24 protein-coding genes are annotated in these 21,717 nt (G+C 61.1%); 6 read left to right on the forward strand and 18 right to left on the reverse strand.

The window, feature by feature from the left end:
• Positions 1 to 35: 35 nt before the first annotated feature.
• The 4 genes from arsH to ACVWVP_RS11165 are packed head-to-tail and all read right to left on the reverse strand — an operon-like array spanning position 36 to position 2,888.
• Positions 36 to 725, reverse strand: coding sequence for an arsenical resistance protein ArsH (arsH, locus tag ACVWVP_RS11150; RefSeq protein WP_178920540.1), 690 nt, complete (start codon positions 723 to 725; stop codon positions 36 to 38).
• A gap of 10 nt (positions 726 to 735) precedes the next feature.
• The gene (locus tag ACVWVP_RS11155) at positions 736 to 1,206 is read right to left on the reverse strand and encodes an arsenate reductase ArsC (protein WP_457405829.1); all 471 of its coding nucleotides are present in this window, start codon (positions 1,204 to 1,206) and stop codon (positions 736 to 738) included.
• Between the two features lie 28 nt (positions 1,207 to 1,234).
• Positions 1,235 to 2,518 carry an arsenic transporter gene (locus ACVWVP_RS11160; RefSeq protein ID WP_457405830.1) on the reverse strand — a complete coding sequence of 428 codons (1,284 nt, stop codon included), beginning with the start codon at positions 2,516 to 2,518 and terminating at the stop codon, positions 1,235 to 1,237.
• 22 nt (positions 2,519 to 2,540) lie between these two features.
• The gene (locus ACVWVP_RS11165; protein ID WP_457405833.1) at positions 2,541 to 2,888 is read right to left on the reverse strand and encodes a metalloregulator ArsR/SmtB family transcription factor; all 348 of its coding nucleotides are present in this window, start codon (positions 2,886 to 2,888) and stop codon (positions 2,541 to 2,543) included.
• Positions 2,889 to 3,063: 175 nt separating this feature from the next.
• On the opposite strand from ACVWVP_RS11165, the gene ACVWVP_RS11170 reads away from it, so the two are divergent.
• Positions 3,064 to 3,714: a hypothetical protein gene (locus ACVWVP_RS11170; protein ID WP_457405835.1), complete on the forward strand. Its 651-nt coding sequence runs from the start codon at positions 3,064 to 3,066 to the stop codon at positions 3,712 to 3,714.
• 9 nt (positions 3,715 to 3,723) lie between these two features.
• On the opposite strand, the gene ACVWVP_RS11175 is transcribed toward ACVWVP_RS11170, so the two are convergent.
• Genes ACVWVP_RS11175 through ACVWVP_RS11185 form a run of 3 tightly spaced genes read right to left on the reverse strand, consistent with a single transcriptional unit; the run spans position 3,724 to position 6,145 of the window.
• Complete coding sequence (locus ACVWVP_RS11175; RefSeq protein WP_178920550.1) at positions 3,724 to 4,320, reverse strand: hypothetical protein; 597 nt, start codon at positions 4,318 to 4,320, stop codon at positions 3,724 to 3,726.
• A 45-nt stretch (positions 4,321 to 4,365) separates the two neighbouring features.
• Positions 4,366 to 4,659, reverse strand: a complete 294-nt coding sequence (locus ACVWVP_RS11180) for a hypothetical protein (RefSeq protein WP_259171525.1) — start codon at positions 4,657 to 4,659, stop codon at positions 4,366 to 4,368.
• A gap of 46 nt (positions 4,660 to 4,705) precedes the next feature.
• Positions 4,706 to 6,145, reverse strand: a complete 1,440-nt coding sequence (locus tag ACVWVP_RS11185; RefSeq protein WP_457405838.1) for an MFS transporter — start codon at positions 6,143 to 6,145, stop codon at positions 4,706 to 4,708.
• A 127-nt stretch (positions 6,146 to 6,272) separates the two neighbouring features.
• On the opposite strand from ACVWVP_RS11185, the gene ACVWVP_RS11190 reads away from it, so the two are divergent.
• Both ACVWVP_RS11190 and ACVWVP_RS11195 read left to right on the forward strand, forming a co-directional pair.
• Positions 6,273 to 6,902 (forward strand): helix-turn-helix transcriptional regulator, encoded by a 630-nt coding sequence (locus tag ACVWVP_RS11190; RefSeq protein ID WP_457405840.1) that lies wholly within the window; start codon positions 6,273 to 6,275, stop codon positions 6,900 to 6,902.
• A gap of 83 nt (positions 6,903 to 6,985) precedes the next feature.
• Complete coding sequence (locus tag ACVWVP_RS11195; protein WP_457405841.1) at positions 6,986 to 7,936, forward strand: DUF4238 domain-containing protein; 951 nt, start codon at positions 6,986 to 6,988, stop codon at positions 7,934 to 7,936.
• Between the two features lie 193 nt (positions 7,937 to 8,129).
• On the opposite strand, the gene ACVWVP_RS11200 is transcribed toward ACVWVP_RS11195, so the two are convergent.
• Both ACVWVP_RS11200 and ACVWVP_RS11205 read right to left on the reverse strand, forming a co-directional pair.
• Positions 8,130 to 9,428, reverse strand: a complete 1,299-nt coding sequence (locus ACVWVP_RS11200) for a methyl-accepting chemotaxis protein (RefSeq protein WP_457405843.1) — start codon at positions 9,426 to 9,428, stop codon at positions 8,130 to 8,132.
• A gap of 324 nt (positions 9,429 to 9,752) precedes the next feature.
• Positions 9,753 to 10,241, reverse strand: a complete 489-nt coding sequence (locus ACVWVP_RS11205) for an Lrp/AsnC family transcriptional regulator (protein WP_457405845.1) — start codon at positions 10,239 to 10,241, stop codon at positions 9,753 to 9,755.
• Between the two features lie 121 nt (positions 10,242 to 10,362).
• Here ACVWVP_RS11205 and ACVWVP_RS11210 point away from each other — a divergent pair, with 121 nt between their 5' ends.
• The 3 genes from ACVWVP_RS11210 (at position 10,363) to ACVWVP_RS11220 (ending at position 13,375) form a co-directional block, all read left to right on the forward strand.
• Entirely contained in the window at positions 10,363 to 11,397 is a 1,035-nt protein-coding gene (locus ACVWVP_RS11210) for a histone deacetylase family protein (RefSeq protein WP_259171521.1), read from the forward strand.
• A gap of 59 nt (positions 11,398 to 11,456) precedes the next feature.
• Positions 11,457 to 12,872 (forward strand): amino acid permease, encoded by a 1,416-nt coding sequence (locus tag ACVWVP_RS11215; protein ID WP_259171520.1) that lies wholly within the window; start codon positions 11,457 to 11,459, stop codon positions 12,870 to 12,872.
• A 74-nt stretch (positions 12,873 to 12,946) separates the two neighbouring features.
• A complete protein-coding gene (locus ACVWVP_RS11220) occupies positions 12,947 to 13,375 on the forward strand; it encodes a TOBE domain-containing protein (RefSeq protein ID WP_155585186.1) in 429 nt (142 codons plus the stop codon).
• A gap of 40 nt (positions 13,376 to 13,415) precedes the next feature.
• Here ACVWVP_RS11220 and ACVWVP_RS11225 read toward each other — a convergent pair whose 3' ends face one another.
• From ACVWVP_RS11225 to ACVWVP_RS11265, 9 genes are all read right to left on the reverse strand, one after another.
• Entirely contained in the window at positions 13,416 to 13,901 is a 486-nt protein-coding gene (locus ACVWVP_RS11225) for a cytochrome P460 family protein (RefSeq protein ID WP_457405849.1), read from the reverse strand.
• Complete coding sequence (locus tag ACVWVP_RS11230) at positions 13,901 to 14,929, reverse strand: alpha/beta fold hydrolase (RefSeq protein WP_178920570.1); 1,029 nt, start codon at positions 14,927 to 14,929, stop codon at positions 13,901 to 13,903. Before ACVWVP_RS11230 ends, ACVWVP_RS11225 begins: the two co-directional genes overlap by 1 nt.
• 226 nt (positions 14,930 to 15,155) lie before the next feature.
• On the reverse strand, positions 15,156 to 15,917 hold the full coding sequence (locus ACVWVP_RS11235) for a PIG-L deacetylase family protein (protein WP_457405852.1): 762 nt from the start codon (positions 15,915 to 15,917) through the stop codon (positions 15,156 to 15,158).
• Between the two features lie 176 nt (positions 15,918 to 16,093).
• Complete coding sequence (locus tag ACVWVP_RS11240) at positions 16,094 to 16,753, reverse strand: glycosyltransferase (RefSeq protein WP_178920575.1); 660 nt, start codon at positions 16,751 to 16,753, stop codon at positions 16,094 to 16,096.
• The gene (locus ACVWVP_RS11245; RefSeq protein WP_457405856.1) at positions 16,750 to 17,349 is read right to left on the reverse strand and encodes an SAM-dependent methyltransferase; all 600 of its coding nucleotides are present in this window, start codon (positions 17,347 to 17,349) and stop codon (positions 16,750 to 16,752) included. The genes ACVWVP_RS11240 and ACVWVP_RS11245 overlap by 4 nt, the downstream gene beginning before the upstream one ends.
• A complete protein-coding gene (locus ACVWVP_RS11250) occupies positions 17,346 to 18,104 on the reverse strand; it encodes a PIG-L deacetylase family protein (protein WP_178920580.1) in 759 nt (252 codons plus the stop codon). The genes ACVWVP_RS11245 and ACVWVP_RS11250 overlap by 4 nt, the downstream gene beginning before the upstream one ends.
• Positions 18,101 to 19,099 carry an acyl-CoA dehydrogenase gene (locus tag ACVWVP_RS11255; protein WP_457405858.1) on the reverse strand — a complete coding sequence of 333 codons (999 nt, stop codon included), beginning with the start codon at positions 19,097 to 19,099 and terminating at the stop codon, positions 18,101 to 18,103. Before ACVWVP_RS11255 ends, ACVWVP_RS11250 begins: the two co-directional genes overlap by 4 nt.
• A 1-nt stretch (position 19,100) precedes the next feature.
• Positions 19,101 to 21,260, reverse strand: coding sequence for a glycogen debranching protein GlgX (glgX, locus tag ACVWVP_RS11260; RefSeq protein WP_457405860.1), 2,160 nt, complete (start codon positions 21,258 to 21,260; stop codon positions 19,101 to 19,103).
• A gap of 196 nt (positions 21,261 to 21,456) precedes the next feature.
• Complete coding sequence (locus ACVWVP_RS11265) at positions 21,457 to 21,711, reverse strand: DUF2934 domain-containing protein (protein WP_178920585.1); 255 nt, start codon at positions 21,709 to 21,711, stop codon at positions 21,457 to 21,459.
• Positions 21,712 to 21,717: the final 6 nt, after the last annotated feature.

Below are 21,717 nucleotides of genomic sequence, written 5' to 3' on the forward strand. Positions count from 1 at the left end.
GCGCAACCGAAAAATACCTATCAATAGGGGCGGCCTCAAATCGAACGCTGATTGACCCGTGCCATCAGTTGCTCCGCCGTTTCCTTGCGCTCCGAATAACGGTCCACCAGAAACGCCTGTTGACCACGCAACAGTAGAGTGAATTTCACCAACTCCTCCATCACGTCAACGACGCGGTCGTAGAACGGCGACGGTTTCATCCGTCCTGCCTCATCGAACTCCATGTAGGCCTTGGGCACCGAGGATTGGTTGGGGATGGTGAACATGCGCATCCAGCGCCCCAGCACGCGCAGTTGATTGACCACGTTGAAGGACTGGGAGCCGCCACACACTTGCATCACCGCCAGGGTCTTGCCTTGGGTTGGGCGAACGGCGCCCAGCTCCAGGGGAATCCAGTCGATTTGCGCCTTGAACACGGCCGACATTGCGCCGTGGCGTTCCGGCGAGCACCAGACCTGGCCTTCGGACCACAGCACCAGTTCGCGCAACGCTTGCACCCTGGGGTGTTCCACCGGGGCATCGTCTGGCAGGGGCAAACCGCTGGGGTTGAAAATACGCACCTCGGCGCCAAAGTGCTCCAGCAGGCGCGCGGCTTCTTCAACCAGAAGGCGGCTGAAGGAGCGCTCGCGGGTCGATCCGTACAACAACAGGATGCGTGGTTTGTGGCCTGATGCTGGCAGGTCTGGGAACAGGCCAGGGTCGAGGTTGGGCAGGTGTTCTGACATGAGGCCTCCTTTAGAGTGTGCCGATTCGATCGAGCTCAGACTTGAGCTGGTCGCGGTTGAGCTGGGCAAAGGGCAGTTCGAGGAAGGCTTTGCAGCGTTGTTCGATGGTCGCCAGTGTCGAGCGGAACGCGGCTTCGATCTGCGCGTCATCGCCGTGCACGTCGGACGGGTCTTCCAGCCCCCAATGGGATTTCAACGCCGGGCCGAAATACACCGGGCAAGCTTCGCCGGCCGCCTTGTCGCAAACGGTGACGACGATGTCTGGCGGGTTGCCTTCAAAGGCTTCATTGCCTTTGCTGTGCAAGCCGTCGATCGAGATGCCGGCCTGCTGCAAGGTCGACAGGCTGCGGGGCAATACCTGGCCCTTGGGGAAACTGCCGGCGCTCACCGCTTCAAAGCCAGCGGGGGCCAGGTGGTTGAACACGGCTTCGGACAGGATGCTGCGGCAGCTGTTGGCCGTGCACATGAACAGGACTCGCATGGGGTGCTCCTTTCGCTTGGGGCGGCTATCAAAGGCTCAGGCGCAGGGCCAGGGCCGAGAGGGTGATCAACAGAACCGGAAGGGTCAGCACGGCGCCGACCTTGAAGTAATAACCCCAGGTGATGCGCATGCCTTTGCGCGCCAGCACGTGCAGCCAAAGCAGTGTGGCCAGGCTGCCGATGGGGGTGATTTTTGGGCCAAGGTCGCAGCCGATGATGTTGGCGTAGATCATGGCCTCGCGAACAATGCCCTCCGCGCCGCTGGCCTCAATCGACAGCGCGCCGATCAACACGCTTGGCATGTTGTTCATCACCGACGACAGCAACGCCGACAGCAGGCCGGTGCCAAGGGTGGCGGCCCACAGGCCTTGCCCGGCCAGGTGATCCAGCAGCCGGGCGAGCCAATCGGTCAGGCCGGCGTTCTTCAGGCCGTACACCACCAGGTACATGCCCAGCGAGAACACCACGATCTGCCACGGGGCTTCGCGCAGCACCCGCCGCGTCGAGATCTTGTGGCCCTTGGCGGCGACCGCGAACAGCAAGGCCGCGCAAGCTGCCGCGACGGCGCTGACGGGAATGCCCAGCGGTTCGAGTGCGAACAGGCCGACCAGCAGCATCAACAACGTCCAGCCACCGACGATGAAGGTTGCGCGGTCACGAATGGCGGCTTTTGGTTCTTGTAACGCGCTCAGCGCATAACGAGGCGGCACGTCGCGACGGAAATACACAAACAGCACCAGCAAGGTCGCGGCGACGCTGACCAGGCTTACCGGCACCATCACCGAGGCGTACTCGGTGAAACCCAGCCCGAAGTAGTCGGCGGAGACGATGTTCACCAGGTTGGACACCACCAGCGGCAGGCTGGCGGTGTCGGCGATGAACCCGGCGGCCATGACGAACGCCAGGGTCGCGGCGGGGGAAAAGCGCAACGCCAGCAGCATCGACATCACGATGGGCGTGAGGATCAGCGCCGCGCCATCGTTGGCAAACACGGCGGACACGGCAGCGCCCAGCAGGACGCAGAAGGCGAACAACCGATAGCCGCTGCCTTTCGCCCAGCGCGCCACATGCAGCGCGGCCCATTCGAAGAAACCGGCCTCATCCAGCAACAGACTGATGATGATCACCGCGATAAAAGTGGCAGTCGCATTCCAGACGATGGCCCATACCGTCGGGATATCCTGCAGCGACACCGCGCCCACGGCCAGCGCGATCAGCGCACCGACCGTGGCGCTCCAGCCAACGCCGAGGCCCTTGGGTTGCCAGATGACGAGCACGAGGGTGAAGACAAAAACAGCCACGGCGACAAACATTGAATACTCACTCGATCAGGGGTCAGCAGCAGGCCGCTTCGCGCACGGGGCGCCCATTCATGTTTTGCAGGCGTGAAGCGTTGCCCTTGAGCCAGCCAGCGTTGGCCTTGGACGTCACGTGCAGAACCTCGCGAACCCACTCGGGCAGGTCCGGATTGAGGCGGTAATAGACCCACTGGCCCTGGCGGCGATCCAGCAATAACCCGCTGCTACGCAGCTGGGCGAGGTGGCGGCTGATTTTCGGCTGGCTGTCGTCGAGCGCACACATCAACTCGCAGACGCACAGCTCACCTTGATCGGCAATCAGCAGCGTGGCCCGCACGCGGGTCTCGTCGGACAGGCTCTTGAAGACTTCGGGAGGTGTGATCATGGCGTACTCGTAACATGTGGATAAACGAATATACGGATATCCATATATAAAGATCAAGTACGAAATTCGCTGAGAGCCTGCCTTTGATCGGTGAGGGGGGGAGCAAAAAAACTCAGGGCCTTGAATCCCATGTGTCAATCGAGAAAACTCCACCGCACAATTTGAGGAGGCGACAATGCAAGGAACAGCGTTTCAAATCGTGCGAATCGACCAGATCCACGAAATAGTTTCGCCTACCGTAGACGCACTTCTGCTGCCGTTGGGTTTCGAAGTTCAAGGCCCATTGTCCTGGGTGCGCAGTGCTGACGCCCCCATCCGACAGATCTTTCGCCTGGCGCAGTGGAAGGGCGGTGCGCTCGCGCCTTCATGGGGGGTGTCCCTGGATTTTGTCCCGCACCTGTCCGGCAATGACTTCAAGTGGCACAGGACTGTGAAGTCGGCGCGACCTGACCTGACGTTTGATGTGCGTGATCGGGCGCTTGATATTTCCTATAGCTACGGGCCCGAAACCATCGCCAAGTGCGCACCCGATATCCTCAGGGCAGTTATTCCAACCGCAGAATCCTTCTGGAACTCGGCGCGTTCGATAGCCGACCTGCCCAGTGCTTTTGAGCGGGTCAGGCAGCATCTGTCGACAGGCGGCTTGGGCTTTTACAACTACACGCAACACCCGCTTGCCTACGCTTTTGTGCTGGCCAGGAACGGCAAGCCCGATGCTGCTGAACAAGAGTTTCAGCGCTACTCACCGCGTCTTTCAGCGGCGGCGCAAAAGAAGCTTCGCACGCTGTTCGTTGATGCAGGGGGTTACCCAGGGGCGAGTGATTAACCGAATGAATCACCCACGTTGAAGCGTCTTTTGAATGGCCTTCAGTACCGCAGCGATGTGCCAGGTTTCAGGTCCGATGGCCGTGGCGCCTTTCGGTTCTGAAACCAGTTCAATGTCCGTTGCTATCCCTTCCTCAGCCAGCAAGCACTTGGCCTCTTCCAGGTGTCGGTGTATGCCCGTCAACCACTGGCGACCCGTAACCGAAAGGAGAGCGAAGCTCTCGGTGTAAGAGCACGACAGCGTTTGCCGCAACTTGATCACCAAAGCTTTGTCCACACGAGAGAACGTCGGGCACAGCACATAGCTATTGCCGGCGGCAGCCTGCAGATGCCTCTTGTCATACAGGTATTGGTCCACCGTAAAGCAACTGGCTACCGTCTCCAGCGCCCCGGTGTGTACGTCCACTAGGTGCGCGTTGACGCCGACGTAGCAGTACTCGGTTTTGCCGTGCAGCACGCATTCTTCGGTATTGCAGCGCACCACCCAGTAGTCGCGGTCGGCAGAGAGTTCGCAGAACGCAATGGCAAATCGCTCCGGGCGACCCTCTCTGAAGGAGCCTTCATGAAGGTCAAGTACGATAGCGCTGGCTTGTTGTGCGGATAGCATCTGGATACTCAGGTGATCATTTTGAAGGTTAAGGTCACGGAAAACTTACTTCAATTTTTCCACCACCACGTTCGTGGCTTCAATTTCGATATCGCCGAAATCACCTTCCAGGATCAGTACGTTGTCTGCAAGGCTGATGCCCTCCAACTCTCCAAGGTCAGCGCGGGCGTGCAAGTTCAATGCGCCAAGCCGGATAGCCAGCTTAAGTCCATCGTCGTTCCAGGCCCTCAACTTGCAACAAGCACCGTCCTGCAAGCTGACGGTCATTTCAAAGAAACGATGGGCTTGGTCAATCGACATCGACAGGATATTGCTTTCTTCCAGGGCTTGAATGTTCATCGACAGGTCTCTTTCGTTTGACGGCATTCTGCTGGAAACCCACGGGTCAGTGCTGAGAAACCGCCAACTCAGCGCTATCTTCCTTGGCCCGCGTTGCCCGCACCGCCATCACCAGCGCCAGCATCGGCGCCAGGGTAAACACCGCGAACAACCAGCGCGCCGCATTGGCGACACCCGCATCGCCGGCTGCGTCGTTGATGCCCGCCATATTGGATATCACACCCGCCAATGCCGCGCCCAGTGCCATGGCGAACAGTTGCAGCGTGGTGATCGACGACGCGGCGGTGTCCTGGTCCTGGTCCTGGGCCGACGCGACTTGCAGGATGCGTGTCAGCAAGTGCGGCCAGCCCAGGCCGATACCGAACCCCACCAGGAACAGCCCAATGCAAATGGGCGCCAGCAGCGTCCACTCACCTGCACTGGTCACCGGCGTGGTGATGGCCAGTATCACCAACCCGGCCACGATCAGCAGCGGCCCTGCAAGGATGGCGCGATGGGCGCCGCGCCCGGTCCAGCCGGAGCTGAGGATCTCCGACACCGTCCAGCCTGCCGCCATCAACGCCGCCATGTAGCCGGCCACCAGCGGTGATTGGCCGTGCAGGTGCTGCAGGAAATACGGCATGAAAATCTCGCTGCTCATGCCGATCACCAGCAGGCAGGTGGTGGCGTAGAGCGCGCAGAGCGGGGTGCTGAACTTCAGCGCATCCCTGGGCAGCAGTCGCACAGCGGCGCGGGACTCCTGGCGAATCAACAACAGCACCAGCACCGCGCAAGTTGCGATGCCCAGCAGGTTCCAGCTCGGCAGCGGCGAAACGCTGCCCGCACACACCGCCAGCACGGCCGCGGCCAGCAGTATCAACTGCGGCACCGGCAGGCGTGCGGCGGTGGTTGCCGCAGTGTCCCGTGGAGGCAGCGCACGGCTGGTGAGCAGGATATACGCCAGACTCACCGGCACCATCGCACCAAAGGCGTAGCGCCAGGCGTCCAGTTCGGCAAACACGCCGCCCACGGCCGGGCCCACCAATGTCGCCACGCCCCACATGCCGGATACCAATGCCATTGCCCGAGGCCACAAGCGTTCTTCGAACACCAGTTGAATCATCGAGTAGCACAAGGCGAGCAAGACCCCGCCGCCCAGGCCCTGGATCGACCGCCCGACCAGCATCACCGGCATGCTCGGTGCCAGGGCGCAGATCATCACGCCCGCCATGAACACCAGGGTCGCCACCGCATAGGCCAGGCGTGGCCCGGTGCGTAGCAGCAGCTTGGAGGTGAGGGCCGAGCCCAGGATCGAGGCCACCACATACAGCGTGGTGCTCCAGGCATACAGCTCCAGCCCGCCGATTTCGGCCACCACCGAGGGCAAAATGGTGGTGGCGATATAGGTATTGGTGGCGTAGAGGGCAATGCCGCCGGAGAGGGCGAGGGAACGGGCCGCGTTCCTGCCGAGGAGCAATTCGCCCCAACTGCTGTTTTGGGTGTCCATCCACAATTCCTTGTCATACGGGCGCTGAAAAGCCCCAATGGTTTGCATGAGCGACAGGCTTGGGTTAATTTGCCAAGCAATTGCTTTGAATATTGCGGCGGGGCTAAATATTTTGTCAAGAAATGACTTGGAAAATTCATCGGCGTCTGCGGCAGACCGTGTATTGCACCTGCTCAAGACCCGTGGCCCGCAGCTGGCCGCCGATGCGGGCGTATTTCTAGGCACCAGCGGGGAGGCTGCGCGCCAGCAACTGGTGAAACTGGCGGCCAGCGGCCTGGTGCAAGCCACCTCCGAAGTGCGAGGGGTAGGACGCCCGACCCAAGTGTGGCAACTCACGGCCCAGGGGCATGCACGCTTTCCGGACACCCATTCGGACCTGACCCTGCAACTGCTGCAGACCGTGCGAGAAACCTTTGGCGAGGCTGCCATCGATCGCCTGATCGACGTGCGCGAGCGTCAGGCCCAGGCCCTGTACGAGCAAGAGATGGAAGGGTTGACGGACCTGAAGGCACGGGTCGAACGGCTGGCCACGCTGCGAACCCGTGAAGGCTATATGGCCGAATGGAGCGAACAACCCGATGGCGCCTTGATCCTGGTGGAAAACCACTGCCCGATCTGTGCAGCGGCCACGGCATGCCAGGGCTTTTGCCGGGCGGAGTTGCAGGTGTTCGAGCAGGTGTTGCAAGCCAAAGTGGAGCGGGTGGAACACATTCAACTAGGGGCGAGGCGGTGTGCTTATCGGATATGCCCGGCCTGAGTGCTCTGTGGCACGTTAATGGTGTTTCTCCAGTAGCAGTGGCATCATTGGGCCATTACTTGGCCTAGGATACGTTAGTACTCATGGAAGAAAAAATTCGTCAACACTATGTCAGCAGATTTTATCTCGATAGCTGGGCTACCCAAGATTCGAATGGTGATTCATGGATCTGGGTCCACAACAAAAAAGATAAAAACACTTATAAAACAGCTAACTTAAAGAAGGTTGCCCAGCAGAATAGGTTTTATCGGGTTGAGATTGATGAAGTTGTCTGGGGGATGTTGAGTTACTACTTCGCTCCTTTGCAAGGTGAGCCGTTTGTGGCTGAGATGTTACACAAAATAAACCAGTTGCGTTTGGTGAATGCTTATAGAGTTTCCGGGCTTGAAAGGCACGAGAAGTTGGCACCTCTGGAAACAAACTTTCTCGAGGATATGTATTCCGCATTGGAAAGTGAGTTTGCATATACCGTTGCCGCAATGAGTGCTAGGCCTGAAAATATGAATGTCGCAGTTGAAGAAGATGCTGAAAGACATCACGACAACTTGTTAAAGTTGATAGCGAGTCAATATTTTCGTACGCGACGCGCCCGAAAGGCAGTTATAGATCTAACGAAAGATATGTATCTGGAAAGCGTGAATGGGACGGAAAATCTCACGCCTGTTCAGGTAGAAACTGTGACCAAGGTTATTCTTTTTGTTGAGTCGATTAGGCTCGCAAATAATTTAATTAGAACTGGTTTTACGCTTTCGCTGGATCACAATGCAAGTGATCTGGATCTTGTGACCAGCAGCAATCCGGTGTGGGGGAATGTGGAGGATCGAGAAGAAAAAGAAGATGTAAGCTCCTTTAAGGCGGTTATGCCCCTTGCGCCAAAAGTGAATCTGCGCCTTTTTAAGTCGGACAATGCTGACAGTGTTTTTCAGTTTAATAGTATTGATCGGGACGTAGTGTATCGGCAGAACAAGCTGATCGCGGAAGCTTCCGACCTGGATGTCTATGCGACTACGAAACAGCAACTAAATATGTTCTAGCTTTCGTGGCTTGCACCTATGAGGCACCGCCCACTTAGGCGGTGCCTCATAGTTGTTTGCCGTAGGTTTTCATTTAGTGCTTGTTGCATCCTCGCCATACCTGCAGATTTGGCTGTGGTGGGGGCCTGCTACCCGCTAGGGAGCAATGCTTATGGAAATGAGATCAGTATTGAAGAAAATGCTTCGGAACTGTTCACTGATGAAACCTCCGCCCCAACGCATCCAGCCGCACCGCAATCACCGGCAACTGCTCACTGCTCCTCGCCAGCATTTCCACATCGTCCGCCGTGCTCTGCGCAATCCCCTGCACCGCCTGCAACCGCCCAACAATTTCCATGTTGGCTGACGTCTGCTCCCGCGTCGTACTCACAATCCGCCCGTTCAACTGATCGATATGCGCGATGTCATTGCCCACGGCCTGCAGCATATCCACCGCGACCTGGCTGTCTTCCACGCACCGTTCCACCCCTTGGCGGCTGTCGTGCATGGCTTCCACGGCTTGGCGGCTGCCGTGTTGCAAGCCTTCGATGATGGTCTTGATTTCCTGGGTGGAGACGGCGGTGCGTTGCGCCAGGCTGCGCACTTCGTCGGCGACCACGGCGAAGCCGCGGCCTTGTTCGCCAGCGCGGGCAGCTTCGATGGCGGCGTTGAGGGCGAGGAGGTTGGTCTGGTTGGCGATGCTGCTGATCACTTCGAGCACGGTGCCGATCTGTTCGGCTTGAACCGCCAGGCCTTGCACGGTTTGGTGGGTGCCGTTGAGGCGCGATGCCAATTGGGTGATTTCGTGCTGCGCGCGGCCGACACTTTGCTGGCCGCGCACGATTTGCTGGCTGGCCTTGCCCGCGTGTTCGACGGCTTGTTCGACGTGCACGGCGATGTGGCCCATGGCGTCTTCCATGCGCTGCATCGAGCCGGTCATCTGGGTGATTTCCGCCAGTTGGTGCCGCGCACCTTTTTCCAGGGTGCCGCTGGCGCTGGCGAGTTCCTGGCCCAGCTGGCCGAGGCCGTGGGAGTCGCGGGTGACGCCATCGATCAGGTGGGTGATCTGCTGCAGGAAGTGATCAAAGCGCTTGGCCAAAGACACATGCACCTTGCCTTCGCCCTGGCTGGCCTGCGAGGTGAATTGAGAGGTGACGGCCAGCATTTTTTCGAGCATTTCCTGGCTCTCGACCGCTTCGGCCTGGCTATGCACGGCGAGGTAGAGCAGGGCGACGGTTTCCATCACCACGTAGAACGCATGCACGAATACCATGCCCCAGCCGCCGTGATGATCCATCACAAACACCGGAAAACCCTGATGCTGCAAGGCATGGAACACCACGTGGTGCACCGCGATGGTGAGGGCGGCCACCAGGATCGGCAACCAGTCGCGGTAAAACGTGAGCACGGCGAGCAAGGCGAAGATGCCGAAGTGGGATTCGATCACGCCCTGGGCCTGGTTGATGTGCAGGGCGGCCATGACCATCAGGCCTGCGCCCAGTGCGCAGCGCATCACGCGGGTGCCTGGAAAGGGCACGGTAAAGCGCGGTCAGCACGACAGCGGTGCCGCCGCCGATGACCACCGCTTGCAGCAAGGTGTCGTGCCAGAACGCCAGGCCCACGGAGAACACAAACATCAGCCAGATCAACGCCAGCATGATGCGGTCGGCCTTGCGGTAATGCTCGAGAAAACGCGTACGGACAGGCATGCAGGCTTACTCCATGTAATCGAAAGAGGATCTGGCGTGCGCGGAGCGAGTGTTCGGATTCAATACTGCCAGTCAGTTATCGGCCTGGTCGGGCAGGACTTTAAACGGGCCTGGAGCCGTTCTGAGCCTCACCGCCCCGCAATCGCCACCCGACTCGTCGCCTTCACTTCCTTCAACGCCAGGCTCGACTGGATCGACGCAATCCCCAGCTGTCGGCGCAGCACGTTCTCGACAAATTCGCTGTAGCTGTCCAGGTCCTCGGCCAGCACCTGCAGCAGGTAATCCGCATCGCCGGTGATCTTGTGGCACGCCAGCACCTGGGGCAGCTCGCGCATCACGGCCTCGAACGCGTCCGGCGCCTGGTCGGCGTGGATGGCGAAGCGCACGTGTACGAAGGCCAGGATGTTCAGCCCGAGCAGCTTGCGATCGAGGTTGGCCTGGTAGTCCTTGATCACGCCTTCTTCTTCCAGGCGCTTGCGGCGACGCCAGCACGGCGTGAGGCTCAGTGACAGGCGCTCGCTGAGCTGGGCATTGGAAATGCTGGCGTCTTTCTGCAGCAGGGCGAGGATGGCGAGATCGGTGTCGTCAAGAGCGACCTGTTTGGTTTTATTTTTCATTTTATGACACCGTCAGGGTAAAAAGATCCGAATAAGCTAACAGCGGTGGAATTAAAAGCAAAGAAAGCCCCGCGCTGCCAGAACAAAATAGACCCTGTCTTTTACTGGCGGAACCTCAGCAATGTTGACTGTTTTTAGTGATGACCACCGTTTGCACCATGGCACCGAATTGAAAGATGGCGTGCTCAAACCCTCGTTCGAACAACCGAGCCGTGCGGACACGGTGCGTGACCGGGTGCAACGGGTAGGGCTGGGCGAGATCATCGTGCCGCGCACCTTCGACCGTGCCTGCTATGTCAATGCCCACAGCGAACGCTATGTGACTTTCCTCGAAACTGCCTGGGCCGAATGGACCGCCATTGGCCGCAGCCACGACGCGCTGCCGTTGGTGTGGCCGGTGCGTGACCTGGCCAACCAGCAGGTGCCGGAGTTCATCGATGGCAAGCTGGGCTTCTTCGCCATGGACGCCGGCTCGCCGATCACCCGCACCACCTGGAACGCGGTCAAGACCAGCGCGGACATCGCACTGACCGGCCTGGCGCTGATCGATGAAGGCCAGCACAGCGCCTTTGCCCTGTGCCGTCCACCGGGTCACCATGCGGCGCGCGAATACATGGGCGGTTATTGCTACCTCAACAACGCTGCGATTGCCGCGCAGCAGGCCATCACCCAAGGCGCCCGGCGTGTGGCGGTGCTGGATGTGGACTTCCACCATGGCAACGGCACGCAGAACATTTTCTATGACCGCCCCGATGTGATGTTCATCTCGCTGCACGGTGAGCCGAGCGTGTCCTATCCGTACTTTTCCGGGCATGCCCACGAGCGCGGTGCCGGGGCGGGAGAGGGCTTCAACCTCAATTACCCGTTGCCGAAAAACACCGACTGGGCCGGCTACCAAATCGCCTTGCTCGACGCCTGTCGGCAATTGAAAAACTTCGCCCCCGAGGTGCTGGTGATTTCCCTGGGCGTCGACACCTTCAAGGACGACCCCATCAGCCACTTCCTGCTCGACAGCCCGGACTTCATTGGCATGGGCGAACTCATCGCCGGGGTCGGCGTGCCCACGCTGTTCGTGATGGAGGGCGGCTACATGGTCGATGAGATCGGCATCAACGCCGTCAATGTGCTGCATGGCTTCGAAAACAAGAGCGCCTGAGCGCCACCGTTCAATCCTTTTTTCTGCCAAAACTCAAAAACATAACAAGAGGTTTTGTGATGAAAACAACCACGCCCGGGCTTGCCGAAAAGCCTGCGTTGCAACGCACCTTGAGTAACCGCCACATCCAGCTGATGGCCATGGGCGGTGCGATCGGCACCGGCCTGTTCATGGGCTCGGGCAAGATCATTGCGCTGTCCGGCACCTCGATCCTGCTGATCTACATGATCATCGGGCTGTTCGTGTATTTCGTGATGCGCGCCATGGGCGAGTTGCTGCTGTCCAACCTCAACTTCAAGAGTTTTGCCGACTTTGCCGGGGCGTACCTGGGGCCGCGCGCGGCGTTTTTCCTGGGCTGGTCGTACTGGTTGAGCTGGAGCGTGGCGGTGGTGGGGGATGCGGTGGTGGTCGGCGGGTTCTTCCAGTATTGGTTCCCGCATGTACCGGCCTGGATGCCCGCCGTGGGCATGTTGCTGACGCTGTTCGCGCTGAATGTGCTCACGGTCAAACTGTTTGGCGAGGTGGAGTTCTGGTTCGCGATCATCAAGATCATCGCCGTGGTCACGCTGATAGCCGTGAGTGCGGTGCTGATTGCCTCGTCCTTTGTCTCACCCACCGGCGTCACCGCCTCGCTGGGGCATTTGCTGGATCGGCAGGCGGCCTTCCCCAATGGGTTGTTCGGCTTTTTTGCCGGCTTCCAGATGGCGATCTTTTCCTTCGCCGGCACCGAGCTGATCGGCACCGCAGCGGCTGAAACCCGCGCACCGGAGAAGACCTTGCCCAAGGCGATCAACTCGATCCCGCTGCGCATCATCCTGTTCTATGTGCTGGCCCTGGCGTGCATCATTGCAGTCACTTCGTGGCAGCAGGTGTCGCCCAGCAAGAGCCCGTTCGTGGAGTTGTTCTTGGTGGCGGGGTTTCCGGCGGCGGCGGGTATCGTCAACTTCGTGGTGCTGACCTCGGCGGCGTCGTCGGCCAACAGTGGCGTGTTTTCCGCCAGCCGCATGCTGTTCGGCCTGGCAGACCTTGGGGATGCGCCGGGGATCTTCCGACGGCTGTCCACCCGCAGCGTGCCGTTTATCAGCCTGGCGTTTACCACGCTGTTGATGCTGTTGGGCCTGGTGTTGCTGTTTGTGGTGCCGGAGGTGATGACCGCGTTTACGATCGTGTCGACGGTCTCGGCGATCCTGGTGATTTTTACCTGGTCGACTATTCTCGCCTCCTACATTGCCTACCGTAAAAAACGCCCGGACCTGCACGCCAAATCCCTCTACAAAATGCCCGGTGGCGTGCCAATGGCCTGGTTCTCCCTGGGGTTCCTGGCGTTTGTGCTGTGCCTGCTGGCCTTGCGCCCGGACACGCGACTGGCATTGTGCGTGATGCCCGCATGGTTTATCTGGCTGGGGATTGCCTACCAGCTGTCGCAGGTTCGCAATCGGTTCAACGCCCGGGTAACGGAGGGCAGGGCGCTATAGTTGTTTTTACACAACGCTACGTTTAATCATGCGCGGCAATTCCTAACCTACAAGTCAAGAAAAGGACGCTCCCCATGAAAGTCAGTGCACGCAATGTATTCAAAGGCCAGGTCAGCCAGGTACAGGATGGTGCGGTCAACGCCGAAGTTGTCCTGACCCTGCCCGGTGGTGAGCAACTGGTGGCCGTCGTGACCATGGAAAGCGTGCGCAACCTGGGCATCGCCGTCGGTAAAGAAGCCGTGGCGCTGATCAAGGCACCGTGGGTGATGCTGATGACCGAGTCCAGCGACATTCGCCTGTCGGCGCGCAACTGCCTGGAAGGCAAGGTGCTGAGCGTCAACGATGGTGCGGTCAACGCTGAAGTGGTGATTGAGTTGGCCGGTGGTTCGAAGGTGTACTCCATCGTTACCCGTGATGCGGTTGCCGAACTCGGCCTGGCACCGGGCGTCAGTGCAACGGCCGTGATCAAAGCGTCGCACATCATCCTGGGCGTACCGGCCTGATGAAAAACGTGGCGGTCCGGTGACACCCGGACCTCCGCGCTCAGGGCGCCAGTTTGGTGAACACGTAGTCCCGGTCTTTCACCAATGCCTGGTGGCAGGCAAAGCACGTCTCGTGCTGGGCCTGGTCCGCCGGCTTGCCATTGATGAACCGCCCGAAACCCCAGCCGCCGGTGGCAGCGTACTTCTTCGAGTCCTTGATCATGAACTGTACCGTGGTGGCCGCGCCCGGAATGGACGCGGTCTTGAAGTCCGGTGACTGTTCGTGTTTCCACGCCAGCTTGGCCAACACCGTGCCGTCGGGGAAGGGCAGTTTGCCTTCCCGGTAGGCCTTGAGTGCGGCGCTGTTGCCCAATACCACGCGCAGTTCGTTCAACGGGTCGGCTTCCTGGGCGGGCGCCACCAGTTCCCATTGGCGGTAGCCGTCGGGAATGGTCACGCCGTAGATCGGCGAGGCGTTGTCGTCGGCGAACACCCAAGGGCTGGTCGCGCCGGCCAGGGCGATGAAGGCTAGGCAGAGGCGCTTCATCACAGGTGATCCGCGTCAATCACCGCCTTGGCAAACGCCTCGGGCGCTTCCTGAGGCAGGTTGTGGCCGATGCCGCCGTTGATCAGGCGGAACTGGTACTTGCCGGTGAAGCGCTTGGCGTAGTCTTCCGGTGCCGGGTGAGGTGCGCCGTTGGCATCGCCTTCCAACGTGATGGTGGGCACACCAATGGACGGTGACTGCGCCAGTTTCTGCTCAAGCGCTTCGTATTGGCTTTCGCCCTGGACCAAGCCCAGGCGCCAGCGGTAGTTGAAGACGGTAATGGCCACGTGATCCGGATTTTGCAGGCCTTTGGCACTGCGGTCGAAGGTGGCGTCGTCGAATTTCCACTGGGGCGAGGCGGTCTGCCAGATCAGCTTGGCAAAGTCATGGGTGTTTTTCTGGTAACCCGCTGCGCCGCGCTCGGTGGCGAAGTAGAACTGGTACCACCATTGCAATTCGGCTTTTGGCGGCAATGGGTTCTTGCCGGCAGCCTGGTTGCCGATCAAGTAGCCGCTGACCGATACCAGCGCCTTGACCCGCTCCGGCCACAGCGCCGAAACGATATCCGCCGAGCGCGCACCCCAGTCATAACCACCCAGCACCGCTTGCTTGATCTTCAACGCATCCATGAAATCGATCACGTCCTGCGCCAGCGCGGCGGGCTCTCCGTTGCGCAGGGTCTTATCCGACAGGAAGCGCGTGTCGCCATAGCCCCGGGCATAGGGCACCAGCACGCGGTAACCCTTGGCGGCCAGCAGTGGAGCCACGTTGGCGTAGCTGTCGATGTCGTAGGGCCAGCCGTGCAACAGGATGACCACCGGGCCTGTGGCCGGGCCGATTTCGGCATAGGCCACATCCAACTGGCCGGCCTTGACGTGTTTAAGCGTGCTGAAGGCCGATTGGCTGACGGGCGCCGGAATGTTGATTTCGGGCATCTCGGCACGGGCTACGCCCAGGGCCCCGAACTGCAACAGCGCAAAGGCCAGAAAGAGTGGGCGTTTGGAGCGAGGGGTCAACTGAGTGTGCATGGCGAGCCTCCTGCGGCTTGATGTGTGCCTGGTGCTCAGTTGAACGCTGCGCTGTATCTGGCCTGTTTCAGAAAAGCCGCTGACTTAAAGGCGGTGTATCACAGCGGCCTCTGTACACACTGCGATACAAACCTAGAACAGCATCGCCCCTGCCCACCGAGCCATTGATCGTGGCCCAGGCTTGCGGCGCTACTGTGAAAAGCAACAGACATAGACGAGCGGGCGCCTAGCCCAACACGATCTCATAAGGCTCACGCATGCGCTCCAGCAACACCTGGGCCAGCATCGGCGGCAGGCCGATTTGCGGGTCGCCTGCCAACTGGCTGGCATACGCATGGGCTGCATGCAGCTTGCGCGCAACGCTCCAAGTGTCCAGGCGCACCTTGCGCGCGCGTTGCCAGGGAATCACCGAGCCCTCGCGCGCCGGCCAGTGCCAGGCCCAGATCGGCAGTTCATACAGGCGCGCGCCCATCAGGCTGCAGGCTTTGGCGCTCGCGCGGCCGACGGCGTCGTGATCGTCGTTGCCATCGTTGCGCCAGGTGCTGAACACCACGTCACCCGGCTGCAGGTAGCGCGCAATGAATTGGCTCAGCGGTTGCTCGCGAGCGGCAAGGGCGTTGTCGCAAAAACCGCCACGTATCCATTTCAGGCTGTGCAGTGGCATGCCCAGGCGGCGCAACGCCTCGGCGCTTTCCTGGGGCCTGACCACGCTCAGGCGGCTGGCTGGCCACACATGGGAGCCGGGGTGGCTGGCGCTGCCATCGGTGATGGAGATCAATTGCAGCGGGTGGTCGCGGGTGCTGAGCAATTGCAGCAACCCGCCACAGGCCAGGACTTCATCACCGGGATGGGGGGCGATGATCACCACCCGTGCACCCGGTGGCACCAGCGAAGCAGGGGAAAGCGTGGGGATTTGCGCCAACTGCGGCGCGCTGTTCCAGATTTGAGCGGGACCACGACGGCCCTCGCTTAACGAGGCAGGCTTCATGGGTGTCACATCCTTGTCGATTGATGCTCGGCCGCGCCCTGTCAATGGGACGACTCTCTTTATTCACCGCAGACTCCGCTGCAATGATCGCGCGGCATTCCAACCCTGGAGTGCCAGCAAGGCGTTTTGAGCATAGACAAGGATCGGCGGCTTTTACATCTGGATATATCGATTTTTTACGTGGCCTGCATCAGGCTCTTCAAATAGTCGCCGAACCCACCCTGTGCGCGGCAGTCCAGGCGGGCGCTGGTTATCACCTGGGGCGTGTGGCTCCAGGCGATCGACGCGCCGCTGCGTTCCAGGTTGCGCACCAGTTGCACATCTTCATGGCAGGCCAACGGTTCGAACCCGCCGGCTTGCACATAGGCCCCGGCACTCACCCCCAGGTTGGCGCCGTGGATGTGGCGATGGCCGTCGCGCGCGGTATACGCCTGGTGATAACGGATCTGTGCGGCGGGGTCGAAGCCTTCGCTCCAGGCATCCACGGTCACTGTGCCGCACACGGCATCGGTACCCAGTGCCAATTGCGCCACCAGCCAATCGGGTGCCACGCGGCTGTCGGCATCGGTGCAGGCAATCCACCGTGCCCCCAGGTTCAACAAATGCCGCGCGCCGGCGCCGCGCGCGTGGCCCACGTTGCGCGCCTGCACTTCAAGGCAATGCACCGGGAAACCTGCTGCAATGAGCGCGCTGGCGTCGCTGCAACTGTCGAGCACCGCCAGAACCTGTACGGCTTCATCCAATAGTCCCGGATGGCTGGCGGCGGTCAGCGCGGCCTTCAAGCACTCGGCCAACAACGTTTGTTCGTTATGCACGGGAATCAGAATGCCGATCATCGCAGGCCCTCATGGCGCGCCACCGAGGTGCCGTCACGGCTCCACAGGTCAAGCAGGAAGTCACTTTCGTGATGCTGTACCACGTGATGCATGCCCAGCCGTTGTTGGAGCAGGTCATGTACCTGCTGCGCCGTTTGCAGGCAATCGTCAGTCTGAGGGCGCCAATGGCAAGCGAGCAGTTGACCGTCAGGGGTCAGGGAGGCGAGGGCGCGGTCAATTAGGCGGTGCAGGTCATCAGTACTGAGGTAGTAGCACAGCTCACTCAGCACGATCAGGTCGAAGGGCCCGGCCGGCCATTGTTCGGGCAGCCGGCTGTGCTCGACCCGCGCATGGGGAAACCCCAGCAAGCGGGCTTTCGCCAGGTTGACGGCCGCGCCTGCCGCGTCACAGCAGAGCAGTCGATCACAGCGCGAGGCCAGATCGGCACTCAACTCGCCATTGGCGCAGCCGGGTTCGAATACCGATGCATAACGCGGGCGCGTCAACACTGCCAGGGTCATTGCGCGCTTGCGTCGCTCATACCAGCTGTGACGATACGCCCAGGGATCGTTGTTGTCCGCGAACAGTTGATCGAAATGCCGTGTTGCCTCACTCATACAAACACCACTTCAAAAGGCTGCAGCAAGCGTTCCACCACATAGGGGGCGAGCACCGGTGGCAGGCCGATCTGTGGATCGCCCTCCAATTGGCTGGCAAACGCGTGAATCGCATGGCGCTTGCGCGCCACGGCTTCGCACGTCAGCGGGATTTTACGCGCACGGTGCCAGGGCACTTGGCTGTCTTCAGGGGTTGCCCAATGCCAGGTCCAGACGGGCAACTCATACAAGGTCGCACCGACCGCCGACGAGGCTTTAGCGCTGGCCCGGCCGACCGCTTCATGGTCGCTGTGACCGTCTTCGCGCCAGGTACTGAACACCACATCACCGGGTTTGAGGTAACGCTGGATAAACCCCACAAGCCGGTCTTCATGGTCGGCCACTTTGCTGTCGGTAAAGCCGGCACGCAGCCATTTCAGGCTGTGCAGCGGCAAGCCCAGCCGGTGCAGGGCCTGGGCGGACTCCTGCGGCCGCACCACGCTCAGGCGCTCTACCGGCCAGCGCCTGGAGCCGGGGTGGCTGGCGCTGCCATCCGTCACGGAAATCAGCAGGATCGGCCGGCCCAATGCGGCCAACCCTTGCAGCAGGCCACCGCAGCCGAGCACTTCATCGTCCGGGTGCGGGGCGATGATCACCGCGCGTCGGCCCTCGGGCACCAACTGCGCGACGCTCACCACTGGAAGTTCGGCCAACTGGGTCGAGGCCTGCCAGTGATGCAACGGCGTGCCTTGCCCCACGATCGGATTGGGTTTCACAGTTGCCACCTCCCTGTGGGTTCACCAGCGACCAGTTCGCCAAGGGCGGCCAGATCGCGCTCGGCATGACTTTGCCGCACATACACCGGCAGGTCCGCCATCAACTGGGCGAAGTGCGGGTCTTTGCAATACGGCCCCGCGCCCACTGCACGTCCGACGTGATGTATCACTTGTTCCACCGTGTCCTCGATGCACGCGCGGGTTTGTTGTGCCAGTTGCCGGGCATCGGCCTTGGGCTCGCGGTCGACCTGTTCGGCGCTGGCACGTAGCACACAGGCAGCAGCATTCAACGCGCTGTCGACGGCGCCCAGGTGGGCGAGGGCGTGGGGTTCGGGACGTTTGCTGCACTGCGCGCGCAAGGCTTCGCCCAGGCGTTGCGCCGCGCCGTACCAACACGCGGCGATGCCGATGCCACCCTGCCAGAACCCGGGGCGTGCCAGGTAATCACCCGGGCCGCCGATGGCAATGCCTCGGGCGCCAGCAAAGAGGATTTCGACACTGCCGGTGGCCGCCATGCCCACGGCCTCCCAGCCCTCGTCGGTGACGGTGATGCCGGGCTGGCCCATCTCCACCGCGACCAACTGCTGGCGGTCCTCTTCGTCCCAGGCAGTCAATAGCCCATGGCTGACCACCGCTGCGCCGGAACACCAGGCCTTGCGCCCGTCGACGATCAAACGATGCCCGTCCTGCCGCACGCGTACCTTGGCCGTCGGCGGTTCGGCGGCCCACATGCCCCAGAGGCTGCCTTCGGGGGGCAGCGAGCCCTGTAGTTCGGCAATGATCGCCAAGGCGTCGGTGTGCCCTTCAAACAACTTGCACAGGCGCAGGTCGTGCCCGGCCACCTGGGCCAGGCGGCTGAAGCGCTCCAATGTCTGGCCACTGCCAGGCAACGGCAGGCGATCCAGGCCTTCTTCCTGAAGTGCCCTCAGCGCGTTCCCCAGGGCGTGTGTATCCGCATAGCCCCGAAAGCCCTGAAGGAATCCATGCAGCGCCATGTCAATCCTCCTGTTCATATTGCAGTTCGAACAGCAGCAGCGAGCGGCCGGTGACGGCGTACTCATGATCGAACTCGAAGCGTTCCTGGCCGCGCACCGAGGTCTGGTTGGTGTCCACCATGCACGTCCAGAAGCCGCCCTCGGGCACCGGTGGCAGGCGGAAATTGACCATGTCGTGGTGCGCGTTCACCACCAGCAACAGCGTGGCGTCGGCGCCCGGGCGACGAATGCCGGTTTCCTGGGCACGGCCATCCATCAGCATGCCCAGGCAGCGGCCATGACTGTCCTGCCATTGTTCAGTGGTCATTTCATCGCCACTGGGCGCCAGCCAGGTCACGTCCTTGACCCCGATGTCTTCGTTGTAGTCGCCCACCAGGAAGCGCCCACGACGCAGGATCGGGTAGGCCAGGCGCAACTTGATCAGGCGCTTGACGAACTTGAGCAGGGCCTTGCCATCATTGTCCAGGTCCCAGTTGACCCAACCGATCTCGCTGTCCTGGCAATAGGCATTGTTGTTGCCGTGCTGGGTGCGCGCGAACTCATCCCCGGCCACGATCATCGGCGTGCCCTGGGCCAGCAGCAGCGTGGCGAAGAAGTTGCGCATCTGGCGCAGGCGCAGCGCGTTGATCTCGGGATCTTCGGTCGGGCCTTCGACGCCGTGGTTCCAAGACAGGTTGTTGTTGCTGCCATCCTGGTTGTTCTCGTCGTTGGCTTCGTTGTGCTTGTCGTTGTACGACACCAGGTCGTGCAAGGTGAAACCGTCGTGGGCGGTGATGAAATTCACCGAGCTGTAAGGCCTGCGCCCCCGGTGGTTGAACATCTCGCCGGAGGCGGTCATGCGCCCGGCAAAATCGGCCAGTTGGCCGTCGTCGCCTTTCCAGAAGGCCCGCACGGTGTCGCGGAAGCGGTCGTTCCATTCCACCCAGCCCGGTGGGAAGTTGCCCACCTGGTAGCCACCGGGGCCGCAGTCCCAGGGCTCGGCGATGAGTTTGAGCTGACGCAACACCGGGTCCTGGCGGCAGGCCACGAGGAAGCTGTGGCGCTCATCGAAGCCCTCGCGGTAGCGCCCCAGGATCGTCGCCAGGTCGAAGCGGAAGCCATCGACGTGCATCTCGTTGGCCCAATAGCGCAGCGAGTCGGTGACCATTTGCAGCACGCACGGGTGGCTCAAGTCCAGGGTGTTGCCGGTGCCGGAATCGTTGATGTAGAAGCGCTTGTCGTCGGGCATCAGCCGGTAGTAGGAGGCGTTGTCGATGCCGCGCATGGACAGCGTAGGGCCGCGCTCGTTGCCTTCGGCGGTGTGGTTGTAGACCACGTCGAGAATCACCTCCAGCTTCTGCTCGTGCAGGTGCGCGACCATCTCCTTGAATTCGGCGATCTTGCCGCTGGCGAGGTAGCGCGGGTCGGGGGCGAAGAAGGCGATGCTGTTGTAGCCCCAGTAGTTGGTCATGCCTTTTTGCAGCAGGTGCTGGTCGTTGACAAACGCATGCACCGGCAGCAATTCAACGGATGACACACCCAGCTGGCGGATGTGCTTGAGCACGTCGTCTTCCATCAAGCCGGCGCAAGTGCCGCGCACCGATTCGCCCACCGAAGGGTGGCGCATGCTGATGCCGCGCAAGTGGGTTTCGTAGATGATCGTGCGGTCCCACGGCACGCGCACCGGCTGGTCGTTGCCCCAGGTGTGCGCCGGGTCGATGACCTTGCACTTGGGCACGAAGGGCGCGCTGTCGCGTTCATCGAAGCTCAGGTCATCGTCGGGGTGGCCGATGGTGTAGCCGAACAGGGCTTCGGACCATTTGAGCGCCCCCACCAGTTGTTTGGCATAGGGGTCGATCAGCAATTTGTGGTGGTTGAAGCGATGACCGTTGGCCGGGTCATAGGGACCGTACACGCGGTAGCCGTAAATCAGCCCGGGGTGGGCGTCGGGCAGGTAGCCGTGGAAGGTCTCGTCGGTGTATTCGGGGAGTTCGATGCGCTCCAGTTCCACTTCGCCGGCATCATCGAACAGGCACAGCTCCACCTTGGTGGCGTTGGCCGAGAACAGGGCGAAGTTGACGCCCAGGCCATCCCAGGTCGCGCCGAGGGGGAAGGGCAAACCTTCACGAATCCGCGACGGCTCGTGGTCCGGCGTCGGTTGGCTGTTATCGGGTTTGCTCATGGTTGAGTTGCTCCTGCAAGGTGTGTTTTTTCAGGCCGAACGCTGCCTTGACGACCGTGCGCCAGACAAATATTCAGGTCAGAGTGCGTTCACCTGTGGGAGCGGGCTTGCTCGCGAATGCGTTGTGTCAGGCGACAACAGGGTTGTGTGTGCCGACGCTTTCGCGAGCAAGCCCGCTCCCACAGGGGATAGGTGTTTAGCCAGCTGGCTTGGGCGGCGCCTTGGGCTTTTTCGGCGCGGCCGGTTTGGCAGCCGCAGGCTTGGCCTTAGGCGGCGGCTTGGGTGCAGTCTTGGGTTTAGCCGCAGGTTTGGGTTTGCTCGGCGTCAGCGCTTCGGCTTCTGCCAGCTTGCGCGCCATCTCCCAGTGGCGCGTGTCTTGTCCGTGGGGCTTGCCTTCCGATTCCCAGATCTGATGCGCCAACTCGCGTATGCGTTTGTCTTCAGTACTCATCACAAT

The sequence above is a fragment of the Pseudomonas sp. TE24901 genome (assembly GCF_054058375.1).

Coding starts and splice junctions, on each gene's coding strand:
- arsH (WP_178920540.1), bottom strand. CDS start 725: ATGTCAGAACACCTGCCCAACCTCGACCCTGGCCTGTTCCCAGACCTG.
- ACVWVP_RS11155 (WP_457405829.1), bottom strand. CDS start 1,206: ATGCGAGTCCTGTTCATGTGCACGGCCAACAGCTGCCGCAGCATCCTG.
- ACVWVP_RS11160 (WP_457405830.1), bottom strand. CDS start 2,518: ATGTTTGTCGCCGTGGCTGTTTTTGTCTTCACCCTCGTGCTCGTCATC.
- ACVWVP_RS11165 (WP_457405833.1), bottom strand. CDS start 2,888: ATGATCACACCTCCCGAAGTCTTCAAGAGCCTGTCCGACGAGACCCGC.
- ACVWVP_RS11170 (WP_457405835.1), top strand. CDS start 3,064: ATGCAAGGAACAGCGTTTCAAATCGTGCGAATCGACCAGATCCACGAA.
- ACVWVP_RS11175 (WP_178920550.1), bottom strand. CDS start 4,320: ATGCTATCCGCACAACAAGCCAGCGCTATCGTACTTGACCTTCATGAA.
- ACVWVP_RS11180 (WP_259171525.1), bottom strand. CDS start 4,659: ATGAACATTCAAGCCCTGGAAGAAAGCAATATCCTGTCGATGTCGATT.
- ACVWVP_RS11185 (WP_457405838.1), bottom strand. CDS start 6,145: ATGGACACCCAAAACAGCAGTTGGGGCGAATTGCTCCTCGGCAGGAAC.
- ACVWVP_RS11195 (WP_457405841.1), top strand. CDS start 6,986: ATGGAAGAAAAAATTCGTCAACACTATGTCAGCAGATTTTATCTCGAT.
- ACVWVP_RS11200 (WP_457405843.1), bottom strand. CDS start 9,428: ATGCGCTGCGCACTGGGCGCAGGCCTGATGGTCATGGCCGCCCTGCAC.
- ACVWVP_RS11205 (WP_457405845.1), bottom strand. CDS start 10,241: ATGAAAAATAAAACCAAACAGGTCGCTCTTGACGACACCGATCTCGCC.
- ACVWVP_RS11210 (WP_259171521.1), top strand. CDS start 10,363: ATGTTGACTGTTTTTAGTGATGACCACCGTTTGCACCATGGCACCGAA.
- ACVWVP_RS11215 (WP_259171520.1), top strand. CDS start 11,457: ATGAAAACAACCACGCCCGGGCTTGCCGAAAAGCCTGCGTTGCAACGC.
- ACVWVP_RS11220 (WP_155585186.1), top strand. CDS start 12,947: ATGAAAGTCAGTGCACGCAATGTATTCAAAGGCCAGGTCAGCCAGGTA.
- ACVWVP_RS11225 (WP_457405849.1), bottom strand. CDS start 13,901: ATGAAGCGCCTCTGCCTAGCCTTCATCGCCCTGGCCGGCGCGACCAGC.
- ACVWVP_RS11230 (WP_178920570.1), bottom strand. CDS start 14,929: ATGCACACTCAGTTGACCCCTCGCTCCAAACGCCCACTCTTTCTGGCC.
- ACVWVP_RS11235 (WP_457405852.1), bottom strand. CDS start 15,917: ATGAAGCCTGCCTCGTTAAGCGAGGGCCGTCGTGGTCCCGCTCAAATC.
- ACVWVP_RS11240 (WP_178920575.1), bottom strand. CDS start 16,753: ATGATCGGCATTCTGATTCCCGTGCATAACGAACAAACGTTGTTGGCC.
- ACVWVP_RS11245 (WP_457405856.1), bottom strand. CDS start 17,349: ATGAGTGAGGCAACACGGCATTTCGATCAACTGTTCGCGGACAACAAC.
- ACVWVP_RS11255 (WP_457405858.1), bottom strand. CDS start 19,099: ATGGCGCTGCATGGATTCCTTCAGGGCTTTCGGGGCTATGCGGATACA.
- glgX (WP_457405860.1), bottom strand. CDS start 21,260: ATGAGCAAACCCGATAACAGCCAACCGACGCCGGACCACGAGCCGTCG.
- ACVWVP_RS11265 (WP_178920585.1), bottom strand. CDS start 21,711: ATGAGTACTGAAGACAAACGCATACGCGAGTTGGCGCATCAGATCTGG.